18 protein-coding genes are annotated in these 14,356 nt (G+C 61.1%); 10 read left to right on the top strand and 8 right to left on the bottom strand.

Annotation, left to right across the window (positions count from 1 at the left end; genetic code table 11):
- Positions 1–88: 88 nt before the first annotated feature.
- The 4 genes from HBO10_RS14390 to HBO10_RS14375 are packed head-to-tail and all read left to right on the top strand — an operon-like array spanning position 89 to position 2,625.
- On the top strand, positions 89–508 hold the full coding sequence (locus tag HBO10_RS14390) for a nuclear transport factor 2 family protein (protein WP_034128502.1): 420 nt from the start codon (positions 89–91) through the stop codon (positions 506–508).
- A gap of 42 nt (positions 509–550) precedes the next feature.
- A complete protein-coding gene (locus tag HBO10_RS14385; protein ID WP_034128501.1) occupies positions 551–904 on the top strand; it encodes a YciI family protein in 354 nt (117 codons plus the stop codon).
- 24 nt (positions 905–928) lie between these two features.
- Positions 929–1,405, top strand: coding sequence for an SRPBCC family protein (locus HBO10_RS14380; protein WP_034128500.1), 477 nt, complete (start codon positions 929–931; stop codon positions 1,403–1,405).
- Positions 1,402–2,625: an RNA polymerase sigma factor gene (locus HBO10_RS14375; protein ID WP_034128499.1), complete on the top strand. Its 1,224-nt coding sequence runs from the start codon at positions 1,402–1,404 to the stop codon at positions 2,623–2,625. Before HBO10_RS14380 ends, HBO10_RS14375 begins: the two co-directional genes overlap by 4 nt.
- Positions 2,626–2,737: 112 nt before the next feature.
- On the opposite strand, the gene HBO10_RS14370 is transcribed toward HBO10_RS14375, so the two are convergent.
- Positions 2,738–3,592 (bottom strand): LysR family transcriptional regulator, encoded by an 855-nt coding sequence (locus HBO10_RS14370; RefSeq protein ID WP_034128498.1) that lies wholly within the window; start codon positions 3,590–3,592, stop codon positions 2,738–2,740.
- A gap of 88 nt (positions 3,593–3,680) precedes the next feature.
- Here HBO10_RS14370 and HBO10_RS14365 point away from each other — a divergent pair, with 88 nt between their 5' ends.
- Complete coding sequence (locus tag HBO10_RS14365) at positions 3,681–4,145, top strand: multidrug/biocide efflux PACE transporter (RefSeq protein ID WP_034128497.1); 465 nt, start codon at positions 3,681–3,683, stop codon at positions 4,143–4,145.
- Positions 4,146–4,225: 80 nt separating this feature from the next.
- On the opposite strand, the gene HBO10_RS14360 is transcribed toward HBO10_RS14365, so the two are convergent.
- Positions 4,226–4,984: an SDR family oxidoreductase gene (locus tag HBO10_RS14360; RefSeq protein WP_034128496.1), complete on the bottom strand. Its 759-nt coding sequence runs from the start codon at positions 4,982–4,984 to the stop codon at positions 4,226–4,228.
- 106 nt (positions 4,985–5,090) lie between these two features.
- Between HBO10_RS14360 and HBO10_RS14355 the strand changes: the two genes are divergently transcribed.
- Positions 5,091–5,987, top strand: a complete 897-nt coding sequence (locus tag HBO10_RS14355; RefSeq protein WP_034128495.1) for a LysR family transcriptional regulator — start codon at positions 5,091–5,093, stop codon at positions 5,985–5,987.
- Here HBO10_RS14355 and HBO10_RS14350 read toward each other — a convergent pair.
- Positions 5,984–6,901, bottom strand: coding sequence for a LysR family transcriptional regulator (locus HBO10_RS14350; RefSeq protein ID WP_034128494.1), 918 nt, complete (start codon positions 6,899–6,901; stop codon positions 5,984–5,986). The two genes, HBO10_RS14355 and HBO10_RS14350, sit on opposite strands and share 4 nt — an antisense overlap.
- 249 nt (positions 6,902–7,150) lie before the next feature.
- On the opposite strand from HBO10_RS14350, the gene HBO10_RS14345 reads away from it, so the two are divergent.
- The 3 genes from HBO10_RS14345 to HBO10_RS14335 are packed head-to-tail and all read left to right on the top strand — an operon-like array spanning position 7,151 to position 9,815.
- On the top strand, positions 7,151–7,909 hold the full coding sequence (locus HBO10_RS14345; RefSeq protein WP_034128493.1) for a 5-oxoprolinase subunit PxpA: 759 nt from the start codon (positions 7,151–7,153) through the stop codon (positions 7,907–7,909).
- A gap of 56 nt (positions 7,910–7,965) precedes the next feature.
- Positions 7,966–8,844, top strand: a complete 879-nt coding sequence (locus HBO10_RS14340) for an allophanate hydrolase subunit 1 (protein ID WP_034128492.1) — start codon at positions 7,966–7,968, stop codon at positions 8,842–8,844.
- Positions 8,841–9,815, top strand: a complete 975-nt coding sequence (locus HBO10_RS14335) for a biotin-dependent carboxyltransferase family protein (protein ID WP_034128491.1) — start codon at positions 8,841–8,843, stop codon at positions 9,813–9,815. Before HBO10_RS14340 ends, HBO10_RS14335 begins: the two co-directional genes overlap by 4 nt.
- Positions 9,816–9,932: 117 nt before the next feature.
- On the opposite strand, the gene HBO10_RS14330 is transcribed toward HBO10_RS14335, so the two are convergent.
- The 3 genes from HBO10_RS14330 to HBO10_RS14320 form a co-directional block, all read right to left on the bottom strand.
- On the bottom strand, positions 9,933–10,952 hold the full coding sequence (locus tag HBO10_RS14330; protein ID WP_034128490.1) for a transporter: 1,020 nt from the start codon (positions 10,950–10,952) through the stop codon (positions 9,933–9,935).
- Positions 10,953–11,097: 145 nt separating this feature from the next.
- On the bottom strand, positions 11,098–11,403 hold the full coding sequence (locus HBO10_RS14325; RefSeq protein ID WP_034128489.1) for a PepSY domain-containing protein: 306 nt from the start codon (positions 11,401–11,403) through the stop codon (positions 11,098–11,100).
- A 94-nt stretch (positions 11,404–11,497) separates the two neighbouring features.
- Complete coding sequence (locus HBO10_RS14320) at positions 11,498–12,625, bottom strand: glycerophosphodiester phosphodiesterase (protein WP_034128488.1); 1,128 nt, start codon at positions 12,623–12,625, stop codon at positions 11,498–11,500.
- 232 nt (positions 12,626–12,857) lie between these two features.
- Between HBO10_RS14320 and HBO10_RS14315 the strand changes: the two genes are divergently transcribed.
- Positions 12,858–13,181: a DUF2025 family protein gene (locus HBO10_RS14315; protein ID WP_032895610.1), complete on the top strand. Its 324-nt coding sequence runs from the start codon at positions 12,858–12,860 to the stop codon at positions 13,179–13,181.
- 130 nt (positions 13,182–13,311) lie between these two features.
- Here HBO10_RS14315 and HBO10_RS14310 read toward each other — a convergent pair whose 3' ends face one another.
- Positions 13,312–13,632 carry an antibiotic biosynthesis monooxygenase gene (locus HBO10_RS14310; protein ID WP_034128487.1) on the bottom strand — a complete coding sequence of 107 codons (321 nt, stop codon included), beginning with the start codon at positions 13,630–13,632 and terminating at the stop codon, positions 13,312–13,314.
- Entirely contained in the window at positions 13,629–14,336 is a 708-nt protein-coding gene (locus HBO10_RS14305; RefSeq protein ID WP_034128486.1) for a CTP synthase, read from the bottom strand. The genes HBO10_RS14310 and HBO10_RS14305 overlap by 4 nt, the downstream gene beginning before the upstream one ends.
- Between the last annotated feature and the right edge of the window lie 20 nt (positions 14,337–14,356).

The raw sequence follows: 14,356 nt of genomic DNA, 5'->3' as shown, positions 1-14,356 counted from the left end.
AATTATTTTTCAGGGGGATGTCGATTTCCCTCGGTGCCATTCGACTAAGGGTGTCTTCCGTGATTTTTCACCCCAAGGAGTCATCGCCATGAGCACTGCAATCAAGAGCCTGATCGAGCAATGGAAACACGCCGTCGTCAGTCGCGATATCGACCAGATTGTCAGCTTTTACACCGACGATATCGTCTCGTTCGACGCTGTAACCGCTCTGCAATTCAAGGGTAAGGCGGCCTATCGCGCGCATTGGGAGGCGTGCATGGAGCACTGCCCCGGCCCCGGCATCTTCGAGTTTCATGAATTGCATGTCGTCGATGCGCCAGACAGTGCGTTTGCCCACTGGCTGGCCCACTGCGGCGGCGCCGGGCCGGACGGCGAGGTAAAGGCCTGCTGGATGCGCGTGACCGCCGGCTACCAGCGTATCGATGGCCAATGGAAGGTGGTGCACGAGCACTGGTCGGCGCCGTTTGATATGCAAAGCGGCACGGCGTTGTTCGACCTGAAACCTTGAGCACCGCGAACTATAGTCAGTAGTCCGAAAACGGAGAACGCCATGAAATACCTGTGCCTGATCTACAGCGATGAACAGGTGTTGCACACCTCGCCCGACAGCCCCCACGACTCGGAATGTCTGGCCTACGCCGAGGCCGTCCAGGCCAGCGGGCGCATGCTGGCCGCCGAGCCGCTGGAGTCGGTGACCACCGCCACCACCGTGCGCATGCGCAACGGCAAGCTGTCGATCACCGACGGGCCGTTTGCCGAAACCAAGGAGCAGCTCGCCGGGTTCTACCTGATCGACGCCAAGGACCTCAATGAAGCGCTCCAGGTGGCTGGCGGCATTCCGGCGGCCCGGGTCGGCAGTGTGGAAGTGCGCCCCGTGCGCCAATTGAATCTCTCAACACAATAATCAAAAGACGTGAGGAGGTTTCCCGTGAACACTCAACCCGCCCAATTTGAGCTGTCCATCAGCCGCTTGATCGATGCGCCGCGCCGCCGGGTGTTTCGCGCCTGGACTGAGCCAACCCTGCTGCAACAATGGTGGGGCCCCCACGGCATGACCACCCCTGAATGCGAGATGAACCTGTGGGTCGGCGGCTTGTTCCGCACCTTGATGCGTGCGCCCGATGGCAGCGAGTTCCCGACCCAGGGCGTTTTTCTGGAAATCGATGCGCCCAACCGCCTGGTGTTTACCGACGCGTTTATGCCGGGTTGGGTGCCTTCGGGCAAGCCGTTCATGAGCGCCGAAGTCACCTTTGAGGAGGTCGGCGAAAAGACCCTCTATACCGCCCGCGCCATGCACTGGAGTGCCGAGGACAAGCAGGCCCACGAAGCCATGGGCTTTCATGACGGCTGGGGCCAGAGCCTGGACCGCCTGGTGAAGTTGGTGACCGAGGACATGGTCGATTGACCCAGCAGATCGACGCTATTTACCGCCGCGAATCACGCCGCGTGCTCGCGACGTTGATTCGTGTGCTGGGTGATTTCGACTTGGCCGAGGAGGCGCTGCACGAAGCATTTTTCGTCGCCCTGCAGCGCTGGCCCGAGGATGGCGTGCCGGATAATCCACGGGCGTGGCTGGTGTCCACCGGTCGCTTCAAAGCCATCGACCGCCTGCGTCGGCAGTCGCGTTTTACGCCGTTATTGGAAGAGCAGGCCGAGGCGTTGGAGGCCGCGCCTTGGAGTGATGAAGACGTGGAAGACGACCGCCTGCGCCTGATGTTCACTTGCTGCCACCCAGCGTTGGCAGCCGATGCCCAGGTTGCGCTGACCTTGCGCGAGATCTGCGACCTGAGCACCGAGGCCATCGCTCACGCTTTTCTTGCCACGCCCACCACCATTGCCCAACGCATCGTGCGCGCCAAGGGCAAGATCCGTGAGGCGAAAATTCCGTATCAAGTGCCGTCCCGCGCCGAATTGCCCGAACGATTGGACAGTGTGCTGCGGGTGATTTACCTGGTGTTCAACGAGGGCTATTCGGCGTCAGCGGGTGCCGACCTCACCCGTGAGGACCTGACCTTGGAGGCCATTCGCCTGGGGCGTTTGCTGCTGGAGTTGCTGCCCGAGCCGGAAGTCATGGGCTTGCTGGCGTTAATGTTGCTGCACGAGTCGCGTCGGCCTGCCCGCACTTCTGCCAGCGGCGAACTGGTGCTGTTGGACGCTCAGGATCGTACGCTTTGGGACAGGGCCTTGATCGCTGAAGGCTGCGCATTGGTGGAGCAGGCGCTGATGACGCCACGCTTCGGGCCGTATTGCTTGCAGGCTGCGATTGCCGCCGTGCACGCCGAGGCGCCCAGCGCAGGGGAAACCGATTGGCGGCAGATTGTCGGGCTCTACGATGTATTGCTCAGGTCTGTGCCGTCGCCGGTGATCGAGTTGAACCGTGCGGTAGCGGTGGCGATGGAGCAGGGGCCGTTGGCGGGGTTGGTGCTGGTAGACAACCTTTTGCAGCGCGGTGAGTTGCAGGACTACCACTTGGCGCATTCGGCGCGTGGGGAGTTTTGCCGGCAGTTGGGGCGGTTTGACGAAGCCCGCAGCGCGTACGAAAAAGCGTTGTCGCTGACGCAACAGGCGCCAGAAAAACGCTTCATCACGCGACGTCTCGCCGAACTCAATTCCTCCAGGCAGTGACGATCCAAATGTAGGAGCGAGCTTGCTCGCGAAAAACTCACAGACGCCGCGTTTCTTCAGGAAGCACGCGTTATCGTTGACGTTCTTCGCGAGCAAGCTCGCTCCTACAGGCTCATTCAAGCATCTTGCCCAGCAACCAGCTCCCCGCAGGCCCCGGCGGCTGGTGCCGGGACCACAGCGCATCCACCGCCACCGAACGCGGCCAACTGCGCACCTTGAGTTCAACCAACTGGTTGCCGCCAAAGCGCTCCACCAGCCAGCGTGGAATCGGTGCCCAGCCAAACCCCAGCTGTGCCATCTCCATCAGCATCAGGTAACTCGGCGCCGACCATACTCGCTGCGTGCCGCGGTTTTCATTGGGGCTGATGATGCTCGCCAAACGCAACTCCCGGTGTTGTTGCAAGGTGTGCGGGTGAACCTTGTCCAGGGTCGCCAATGGGTGTCCAGGCGAGACAAACAGCGCGATCTCCGTGCGCTCCTCCACCGTGGAGAAGGAAAGGTCCGGCGGGTAGGCTTCTTGTTTCTCGATAAACGCGATCTGCGCCCGGCCACTTTGCACCAGTGCGATCAAGTCTTCGCATTCCGCGATCAGGCATTCCAGCTCAAGGTCCGGGTAGCGTTGCTCGAAGGCCGTGAGGGCGACCTCGAATCGATCGGATTGGTAAGTATCGGACATGGCGAGACTCAACTTCGGCTCCAGGCCTTGCGATAACTGACTGGCTGCCAGCTCCAGGCGGCTACTGGCTTCCAGCACTTGCTCAGCCCTTTGCAGCAACACTTGCCCCGCCGGCGTGAGGGTCGGCTTGCGGCTGCTGCGGTCAAACAGCACCACGTTCAGGTCAATCTCAAGGCTGGCCACTGCCGCGCTCACGGTGGACTGGCTTTTGCCCAGCTTGCGCGCCGCCGCGGAAAACGAGCCTTGGGTGGCCGCCTGGACAAACGCCTGAAGCACTTCATGGGAGGCCATGACTATCGCCTTGATCGATGGTTATTGGTTATGAAGTATCGAGACAAAGCCTGATCATGGCAACCATCGTCACTCACGGAGCCGGGTCATGACCCCTACCAAATCCTTTACTGAACGCGTGTTTCAAGCCCTTGGTTTCGAAGGGCTGGCCTTATTGATTTGCACGCCGCTGTTGGTGTGGATCACCGGCCGGCCGGCGCTGGAAATGGGCGCAGTGACCCTGGGCATCAGCCTGTTGGCACTGAGCTGGAACGTGGTGTTCAACAGCCTGTTCGACCGCCTTAAAACCCGCCTGCAACTGGCCAACGGTGGTTGGACCCGTGTGCTGCACGCGCTGTTGTTTGAAGGCGGCCTGATTCTCTTGGCAGTGCCGTTGATTGCCGCCTTGATGAAGATCAGCCTGCTGGAGGCCTTCATCCTCGACATTGGCGTGCTGTTGTTCTTCCTGCCGTACACCTACGTGTACCACTGGGGTTATGACGTCATTCGGGAAAAAATCAGCGAAAAAAACGCCGCCCACTGTAGGAGCGAGCTTGCTCGCGAAGATCGCTAACGATAACGCGAGGCCTCTGGAAACACGCGGCGCTCTTGAGTTTTTCGCGAGCAAGCTCGCTCCTACAGAGGGGAAGCCGTTTAGAGGAACATCCCCCCCGACGCCTCGATCCGCTGGCCGGTGATCCAATGACTGCCATCGGCCAGCAAGGTCGAAATCGCCCCGCCAATGTCGTCCGGCAAGCCTACGCGGCCCAGGGCGGTGTTATTGGCAACCATCGCATTCACATCGGTGTTATCGCGCACCGCGCCGCCGCCGAAGTCGGTGGCAATCGCGCCCGGTGCCAGGGTGTTCACGGTAATACCCCGTGGGCCCAGTTCTTTAGCCTGGTAGCGCGACAAGACTTCCACCGCGCCTTTCATGGACGCGTAGGCGGCATACCCCGGCAGGCTGAAGCGCGCCAGGCCGCTGGAGACATTGATAATGCGCCCGCCATCGCTGATCAGCGGCAGCAGTTTTTGCGTGAGGAAAAACGGTGCCTTCACATGGATCGCCACCAACTGGTCGAACTGGGCTTCGGTGGTTTCGGCAAAGCTTGCGTAGGTGCCAACCCCGGCATTGTTGATCAGGAAGTTGAAATGTTCCTGGGCGAACACATCCTTGAGCAGGGTGCCGATCTGGCCAACGAATGCATCGAAGGTTGCGCTCTGGCTGACGTCCAGCTGCAGCATGGCGGCGCGACCGCCCGAGGCCTCTACCTGGGCAACCACGGCTTGGGCTTCAGCCGCTGCGCTGTGGTAAGTGCCGATGATGTCGATGCCTTGCGCAGCCAGGTGCAGGGCGGCGCTTTTACCCAGGCCACGGCTGGCGCCAGTGATGAGTGCGATTTTACGGGTCATGGTGCAGTCCTCGAATGGGGTGAGTGGGACTGAGTGTATTTGTCCGGCCATAACGTGATAAACAGGCTGATATCGGAATCACTGGCCGGATAAGGCGAACAATTTAATGAACAAGCTTGAGTTGCTGCGCACCTTCGTACGCGTTACTGAGTTGTCGAGCTTTACCCAGGCCGGTCAAAGTCTGGGCTTGCCGCGCTCTACGGTCTCCGAGCATGTGCAGGCGTTGGAGGAGTTGCTCGGCGCACGGCTGTTGCAACGCACCACGCGCAAGGTGCAGGCGACCCAGGATGGTCGTGTGTTGTATGAGCGCAGCAAGGATCTGCTGGCGCATATGGAAGAGCTGGAAGGTTTGTTCCGTCAGGACGAAACCCAATTGGCCGGGCGCATACGCGTGGACATGCCCAACGTCATGGCGCGGGGCTTGATCTTGCCGAACTTGCCCACGTTCATGGCGCGCCATCCTCTGATCGACATGGAGATCAGCGGTTCGGACCGCCAGGTGGACCTGATCGCCGAAGGTTTTGATTGCGTGGTGCGCGTCGGCGCCCAGCCCGATCAAACCGTGGTAGCGCGGCGGGTGTGCAGCATGCCGATGGTCAACTGCGCGAGCGCGGCATACCTGCAACGGTATGGCGTGCCCGAAACCCTGGCAGACCTGGCGCATCACCAGTTGGTGCATTACGTGCGGCCGCTGGGCGCACGCTCGGCCGGGTTCGAATACATGGTGGGCAACAAGGTGCAGCGGCTGCCGATGGCAGGCCGGGTGACGGTCAACAGCACCGACGCCTATCAATCGGCGTGCATGGGCGGGTTTGGCATCACCCAGGTGCCGCAGCTCGGGATACGCGACTTATTGGCCAGCGGCGAGTTGGTGGCGGTGCTGCCCGACTACCAAGCGCCGCCCTTGGATGTGTCGTTGCTGTACGCCGGCCAGCGGCATCTGCCGTTGCGAGTGCGGGTGTTCATGGACTGGTTGACCGCCACCCTGCAAGCTCATCTTTAACGGCGTGCCGACAACTGCTGGGGCGCCAGAAACGCGTCGTGGAAGTAATCCCGGAACGCTTGCATCGCTGGGGTAAACGCGCGCTCGCGGTGCCAGGCCAGGCCGACGCTCATGGGTGTGACCGGGTCGGTCACGGTCAGGGTTTCGATGCGTTTGCCTTCCAGGGACCAGGGCCGGTGCACCAGGTCTGACAGGATCGCCACGCCGCTGCCGTTGGCAACCATGCTGCGCACCGCCTCCACTGAGCTGGTGCGCAGCCGCACCTTGGGCGTTTGCCCGGCCTGTTCCCAGTAGCGCATGGCGCTGTGTTCGGCTTCGTCGACGGTGAGCAAAATGTAGGGTTCTTGGGCCACGTCGGCCAGGCTCACGGCACCGCGTTCGCACAACGGGTGATGGCTGGGCAGCCACAAGCGGCGCTCGGAGTTGAACAGAATTTCCGAGACGATATCCGCGTGGGTAAGGTTGGCGGTCAGCACCACGGCCATGTCGAACTGGCCGTCGAGCAGGCCCTGTTCGATGGCCTGGCGCTCCTGTTCGAACACCTCGATGGTTACGTCCGGATGCCAATGCTCCATGCGCTGCAAATGGTGCGGCAGAAAATAACCCAGCACCGTGTAGCTGGCCGCCACCCGCATCACGCCGCTGGCGCGGTAGTCCGGCAACGGGCTGTTGAGGGCGTCCTCCACGCTGCGCACAATCACATAGGCACGGTTGAGAAAATGCCGCCCGGCGTCGGTGAGGTTCATGCCTTGGGCCGAGCGCACGAACAACTGCACGCCGAGCATGGCTTCCAGCTCCTTGATCGCCGTGGTCACCGCCGATTGGGAAATATTCAAGTGAATCGCCGCCTGGGATATCTGGCCGATCTCGGCGGTGGCGACGAAGTAGCGAACCTGGCGCAAGGTTAAAGACATATCGCACTCTGCTTATTGATCGTTCCCACGCTCTGCGTGGGAATTCCTCTTGTGACGCTCCGCGTCACGGTCTCAAGTGCGGACGCAGAGCGTCCATGGCTGCATTCCCACGCAGAGCGTGGGAACGATCTAGGGTCGAGGATAAAAAGCTATCTGATTTTCAGAAGCTGGGCCATCTGATAATAGATCTTCCCAAGGGGTCAAGCCCCGGCCTACTTTGCGGGCATCACCTTTGGCGGAGCGACCCCGATGCAGGCAGTGGATTTCAATTCAGACATGGGCGAAAGCTTTGGCCCCTGGACCATCGGCGACGGCGTCGACGTAGAGCTGATGGGCTATATCAGCTCGGCCAATATCGCCACCGGCTTTCACGCTGGCGATCCGGGCACCATGCGCCGCACCGTCGAGCGCGCCAAGCAACTGGGTGTGGCCATCGGCGCGCACCCAGGCTTTCGTGACCTGGTGGGTTTCGGTCGCCGGCACATCAACGCACCGGCGCAGGAATTGGTGGACGACATGCTCTACCAGCTCGGTGCCCTGCGTGAAATGGCCCGTGCCCAAGGCGTGACCCTGCAACATATCAAGCCTCACGGCGCGCTTTACATGCACCTGGCCCGTGACGAAGAGGCCGCCCGGCTGTTGGTGCAGAACCTGCAAATCATTGAGCCCACGCTGATGCTGTACTGCATGCCCAACTCGGTGATCTGGCGCATCGCCAAGGAACTGGGGCAGCCGGTGGTGCGCGAGTTCTATGCCGACCGTGAATACGACCTGAGCGGCTCCATCGTGTTTACCCGCAATGTGCGGGCGCTGGCCCCAGCCACAGTGGCCGCCCGGGTCTTGCGTGCGTGTCAGGCCGGCCTGGTACGTACCGTCGAAGGCGAAGACCTTGCGATCGAATTCGATTCCATCTGCCTGCACAGCGACACCCCTGGCGCCCTGGATCTGGTGGAGGCTACCCGTGAAGCCTTGGACCAGGCGGGTATCGACGTCAGAACACCCCGATAAGATCCAACCCTTACTTTTTTGCCTGCCTTTCTACAATGATTCCAAGAGGAACAGACATGGCTGAAACGTCCCCCATCCGCTACAGCTTCGGCGGTGATGAACACCTATTTGCCGAGGTCAGCGACAGCATGTCCCTGGAGGCTTTTTTCAAGGGCATGGCGGTGACCCGCGCGGTTGAGCGCCTGGCGCTGGAAGGCGTACTGGATGTCTGCCTGGCCAATGCATCCTTCCAGATTCGCTTCGACCCCGACCGCATCGCGCCCCATTTGCTGCTCGACGCGGTGCAAAGCGCCGAAGCCCAGGCGGTGACTGAGCGCACCTTGCGCACGCGCATCATCGAAATCCCGGTGCTCTATAACGACCCCTGGACCCACGAAACCCTGATGCGTTTTCGTGACCGCCACCAAGACCCCAGCGGCACAGACCTGGAATACGCGGCACGCATCAATGGCCTGGCCGACGTGGAAGCGTTCATCGCCGCCTACAGTGGCGCGCCGTGGTTTGTGTCGATGGTCGGCTTTGTCGCGGGCTTGCCGTTCATGTTCCAGATGGTCGAACGCGAGCGGCAATTGCAGGTGCCCAAATACCTGCGGCCACGCACCGACACACCGAAACTGACGCTGGGCCATGGCGGTTGCTTTGGCTGTATCTACTCAGTGCGAGGGGCGGGCGGTTATCAGATGTTCGGCGTTACCCCGGCACCGATCTACGACCCGGCGCAGCAGTTGGCGTACCTCAAGGAGCACATGGTGTTCTTCCGCCCTGGCGATATCGTGCAGTTCAAGCCGATGGACCGCGAGGCATATGACCTGGCGGTCGCCGAGGTGGACGCCGGGCGTTTCGACTTGCGCATTCGCCCGGTGGAATTTTCTCTGGATGCCTTTCTCGCCGACCCCATTGGCTATCCGAAAACCCTGCAGGAGGCGCTGGCATGATCAAGGTCCTCAAACCCGGCCTCGCCACCTCCGTGCAGGACCTGGGCCGCGAAGGTTATTACCATTTGGGCATCCCACCATCGGGGGCGCTGGACCAATACGCGTTGAGTGCGGCCAACCACCTGGTGGGCAATCCCGTGGGCGCGGCGGGCCTGGAATGCACGCTGATCGGGCCGGCGCTGGAGTTCCAGCAGGACGCGCTGGTGGCCTTGAGCGGCGCCTTGATGTCGCCGCGCCTGGACGGTGATGTGGTGCATCAGGACACCGCCTTTGCCGTACGCGCCGGGCAGGTGCTGCGGTTCGAGTTTCCCAACGCCGGCGCACGCACCTACCTCGCCGTCGCTGGCGGTATCGACGTGCCGTTGGTGCTCGGCAGCCGCTCCACCTACACCCTCGGCGCCCTCGGCGGGTTTAATGGCCGACGCTTGCAGGAGGGCGATCAATTGCCGATCGGTAGCGCCAGCGGTACCGGGCGTGCGGGCAACAGCTTGCCGATGGCGTTGCGGCGTTCGGTCGGCGGCGATGTGACGTTGCGGGTGGTGCCGGGGCTGTATTACGAACGCTTGAGCTTGGAGGCCAAAAGCAGCTTTTTTGCCGAGCCGTGGACGGTCGGCTCCGAGGCCGATCGCATTGGCTATCGCTTCAAGGGCGGCAGCGCGTTGAGCTTCCAGCCGCGGGAACAGCCGTTTGGCGCCGGCTCCGATCCTTCCAACATCGTGGACAGTTGCTACCCGATTGGCTCGATTCAAGTACCGGCGGGGCTGGAGCCGATTGTGCTGCACCGCGATGCGGTGTCGGGCGGTGGCTACGCGATGATTGGCACGGTGATCAGCGCCGACCTGGACTTGATCGGGCAAATGCAGCCCAACCAGCGAGCGGGGTTTGTGGCGGTGAGTCTGGAGGAGGCTTTGGAGGCGCGGCGGTTGTACAAGAAGCGGCTCAGAGCGATGACGGGACTCTTCAATCACTGAACATACGCTTAACCCCTGTGGAAGCTGGCTTGCCTGCGATAGCGGTGGGTCTGCTTGCATTGTCTTGGCTGATACACCGCAATCGCAGGCAAGCCAGTTCCCACCTTTGGGCTTATTTCAATTTGAGAATTTGCGGAATGCCCACCGCCCAGCGATCAGGGTGAAGGTTGCGACCAAGGCCACCAGTATCCAGAAGCCTTCCGGGTCTTGGGACAGGGGCACCCCACCCACATTCATGCCAAAAAAACCGGCAATGATGTTGATCGGCAGCGCCAGCACCGTCACCACCGTGAGGGTAAACAATGTGCGGTTGCTCTGTTCATTGAGGTTGGCGGCAATCTCTTCCTGCAACAGTTTGATGCGTTCGCCCAGGGCGGTCAGGTCGTTGATGATCAGCGCAAACTCCTCGGTGGATTTGCGCAATTCCTTCACGTCTTCCTTTTGCAGCCATTGCGGCGGGCGATTGAGCAGGCGTAGCAGCGAGCCCGGCTCCAAAGCCAGCAGGCGTTGCAGGCGCACCAGCACGCGGCGGGCGGCGCCCAGTTCGGCACGGTTGGTGGACAGGCGCGAAGACAACAGCTGATCCTCGATTTGGTCAACGCTGATGCTGGTCTTGCGCACGATCTGCGTCAGCACTTCGCCCTGGTCGCGCAGCAGGTGCACCAACAGCTCCAAGGGGGAGCGAAAGTGTTCGCCGGCCTTCACCGACGAGCGCAATTTATCCACCGAGTGCAACGGCTGCAGGCGTGCGCTCACCAGCAAGCGGCTGCGCGCGCACACCCACAGCGTGGAAATATCCGACGACACCATGCTGCTGAAGTTGAACACCACATCGTTGACCACGGCCAATAAGGCCGAGTCCACATGCTCGATGCGCGTGGAGCGTGAGCCTTCATGCAAGGCTTCAAAAAACTCTTCTGGCAATGACAGATGCGCCTGCATCCAGCGCTCGCAGGCGGCGTGCGCCAGGTTCAGGTGCAGCCACAGGAATTCGTCCGGGTCTGGCGGTTGCTGTAAGGTGGCGAGGGCGGTGGCGGAATCAATTTGTTGGCCTTTCTCGCCGGGGCGAAAACGAAAACCGTAAAGCAGGCCAAACAGATCGGAATCTTGATGGCCGTGGTCGATGCTGTGGTTCATGGCGACTCGCAGAGAAAGGGCCTGTAGGACGTTTCACAGGTTCCTGAGCGAATCATTGCAAGGTGGTATGACGGTTATGTGACGGTTTGAGGCGCGCATAAAAAAACGCGCCACCCGAAGGTGGCGCGTTTTTTCAAGGTTCAACTCAGGTGTCTTGCTTGTTTTCCAGCACGGCACCGGTTTTGGCGTCGAGCTTCACATCCCATTTCTTGCCGGTGGTGTCGGTCAGGTCCACTTCGTAGACCAGCTTGCCAGCTTCGTGATCCAACTCGGTATCGTTGATGGTAGCGCCGGCATGTTGGGCGACGGCGGCGGCGTTGAGCTTTTCGAACGCCATCACTTCACCGGTCTTGAGCAGGCTGGGAATCTGGTCTGGACGAACATCAGCCTGGGCCAGGCCGGCGGTCAAGGTCAGGGCAGTAGCGGCGAACAGGGCGGTCAAGGTTTTCATGGTGTATGTCCTTCTTAGGTTGAGCTGTTTAAGTGGCGCCAGATTAACCAGCGCAACTTAACTCATCCTTAATGGCTCACTGACACCAACGCTTTTAGTACTTATGGTCGTTGAGCAGGTCCTGCACGCTGGACGACGGCCAGCGCTTGTAGAACTTCAACAGCTCGGCGGCGCGGTTGGTAAAGATACCATCGACGCCGGCCTTCATGACTTTCTCGAAGTCCACCGGCTCATCCACGGTATACACATGCACCAGCAGGCCCTTGTCGTGGGTCAGCTTGTTCATTTCCGGCTTCACCAGGTCGGTGTAGCTCTGGTCGCCGTGGTCGGTCAGCTCAGCCGACGGGCCGGTGCCGATGGCGCCGAGGCTTTTGGCCTCATCGACCCACTTTTCGAATTCGGCGGCGTCTTTGGGCTCTTGCTTGGCGTAGTAGGCGGCCTTGGTGGCTTCGCCAGACTCGGCGAAGGTCACTTTGGATTTGGGCTCGATGCTGCCTTCACCTACCCACAACAGCAGGATTTTCGGGGTGTTGGGCATTTCCTTCTGCAGCTCTTTAAGGCTGGCGGTTTCGAAGGTTTGCAGCACCACGCGGCCCTTGCCTTGGCCGACACCGGTGTTGCTCTTGCCCAGCTTGGAGCCGGCGGAGCTCAGCCAGCCTTTGTCGAGCAGCTTGTTTTTCAGGTCGGCTTCGATACCGGGGAACTGCTTGGGCTCCTTGGTCTCGATGTACAGGCCGGGTTTGTGCGAGGGGTTGCCTTCGGCGATCTTGATGATGTCGTCCAGGCTCAGGATTTTCAGGCCAACGAAACCGGGGCGCGCGCGGTCCGGGTAGGCGGCGTTGAACCAGCTGCCGGCGTCGAGGGTTTGCAGTTCTTTCCAGGTGAACTCGTTGGCAGGCGCGTCTTTGCGCTCGGGGAACTTGGTGGCAACGTCGGTGGTGCGCTGCAGGTTGTTGTCGTGCAGGGCGAACAGTACGCCGTCCTTACTGCGTTGCAAGTCCAGTTCCAGGTAGTCGGCACCCAGGTCGCGTGCAACCTTGTAGGCAGCGGCGGTGGATTCAGGTGCGTCGTAGGACGCGCCACGGTGAGCGATCACGGCAGGATAGGGGATGCCTTCGTTTGTCGCCAATTCGGCCGGGCTGACCGGTTCGGCAGCCTGTGCCTGGCCAAGGCCGAGCATCAACGCCAGCAGCAAGGCGCTTTTGGAAAACGTGACAGGCATATGCGAAGTCCTTTCGTGGAGGTAACTTTGAGAAGGTGTCCTTTTTAACAATTGATTGCGAACGGCGCTATCACCAAACCGACATTAACGTGCGCACCGGCCAATTTTGTCGACTTTTTTGCAGGGCGTTGCAGTATTCTTACGGGTAGCTGCCCCGTCAGAGGGCGGTAATTTCTGCCACGCGTGTAAACCATCTTTCCAGTCCCTGTGGGACTTTTCAGTGAGGTTTACCATGCGCATCACTTCCGAGCTTATCTGCCAAGCTGCCGACCAACTCCAGGGATTTGTCGGCCTCAACCGCAAGACCGGCCAGTACATCGTACGTTTCAGCGAAGACTCATTCGGCATGGACGTGGCCGATGACGGCATCATCCCCACGGCCGAGTTCGTCTGGCTGCCGGCCGCCGACCACACCATGACCCTGTGCCGAGCCCGCCTGCAGTTGTTGCTCGACCAGAATATCGACGACCGCATCAACATTACCGAGCCGCTACGCGTGTATATGCGTCGGGTAGAGATCCCGCAGATCAGCGCGTTGCGTAGTTTGGTGAGCTGAGCGTCCGCGATTGCTAACGATGACGAGCAAATGTGGGAGCTGGCTTGCCTGCGATAGTATCACTGCGGTTTCACTGCATCACCGAGGTGTCTGCATCGCAGGCAAGCCAGCTCCCACCGGGTTCGGTGATTCAAGTGGAGAAGGTGTAGGCCCGCTCTACCTTGCATACCCGTGTGTGAAACGCCGCATACCAGGTGGCCCGCCCTTGCTCGCGCACCTGCCGATGCTCGGCCTGCTGTTTCCAGGCCAGTATCGCCGCCTCACTGGCCCAGTAGGACACGGTAATCCCCAGTCCATCCTCCCGCGCCGATTCCACCCCAAGGAACCCCGGTTGTTGCCTGGCCAGTTCCAGCATGCGTGTGGCGGCCTCGCCATAACCCAGGTCGGCGCCGGTGCGCAGCGAGCTGAAAATCACCGCGTAATAAGGTGGGGCGGGTGTCTTGGCGATCATACCGATACCTCCTGGCAGGCCTTGAGCAGCGCAATCGTCAGCGGCGGCGTGATGCCCTTGAATGCGGCGCGTTCGGGCTGGAACAGGGTGGCGACGAAGAACGGGTGGTCGAGCAGTTCCACCGCGCGCAGATCGCCCGCCGAATCGTGGCCGGTGGGAATCAGGTTGGCGTCCAGCAGGGCGTCGGCAAAGGCGGGGTTGATGCCGTAGCGGCAACGGTAACCCTCGTGGATGTCCAGGCGGCCGTAGGCCTGGGCAATGCGCGTGTACGGGGCCAGGCGTACGGTGTCGCTCACCTCCACCAGGGAGCAGTTCAGCGGCGTGATGACAGCGCGTTCAGCATCCGGCATTAATTCGCCGTGCTGGGCATCGGCCCAGCCGAGCACATGGCGGGCATATTCCAGCACGGCATGTTGAAAACCGCCGCAGGTACCGAGGAAAGGGCGACCTTGTTCGCGGGCAAAACGTATCGCCCGTAAGGCGCCGTCGACATCGCGATAGGGGCTGCCGGGCACGCACCAGAAACCGTCGAAGTCGCTCAGGGCAGAAGTGGAGGTGAGGGTGTCGGTGGCCAGCCATTGCACTTGGACGTTCAGGCCCAGAACGTCGGCGGCCTGTTGCAGGGCCATGGGAATGGCCTGGTGGGCGGTCACATCGGGGTTGTAATCACCGATCAGGGCAAGGTGCAGCGCGGGGGTTGGCATCATGTACGTCCATGACTTGT

The organism is Pseudomonas sp. WS 5503 (genome assembly GCF_012985385.1).
Lineage (GTDB): Bacteria > Pseudomonadota > Gammaproteobacteria > Pseudomonadales > Pseudomonadaceae > Aquipseudomonas > Aquipseudomonas paracarnis.
Note: the sequence above shows the minus strand (reverse complement) of the source record. Positions and strands in the feature narration are given on the sequence as shown.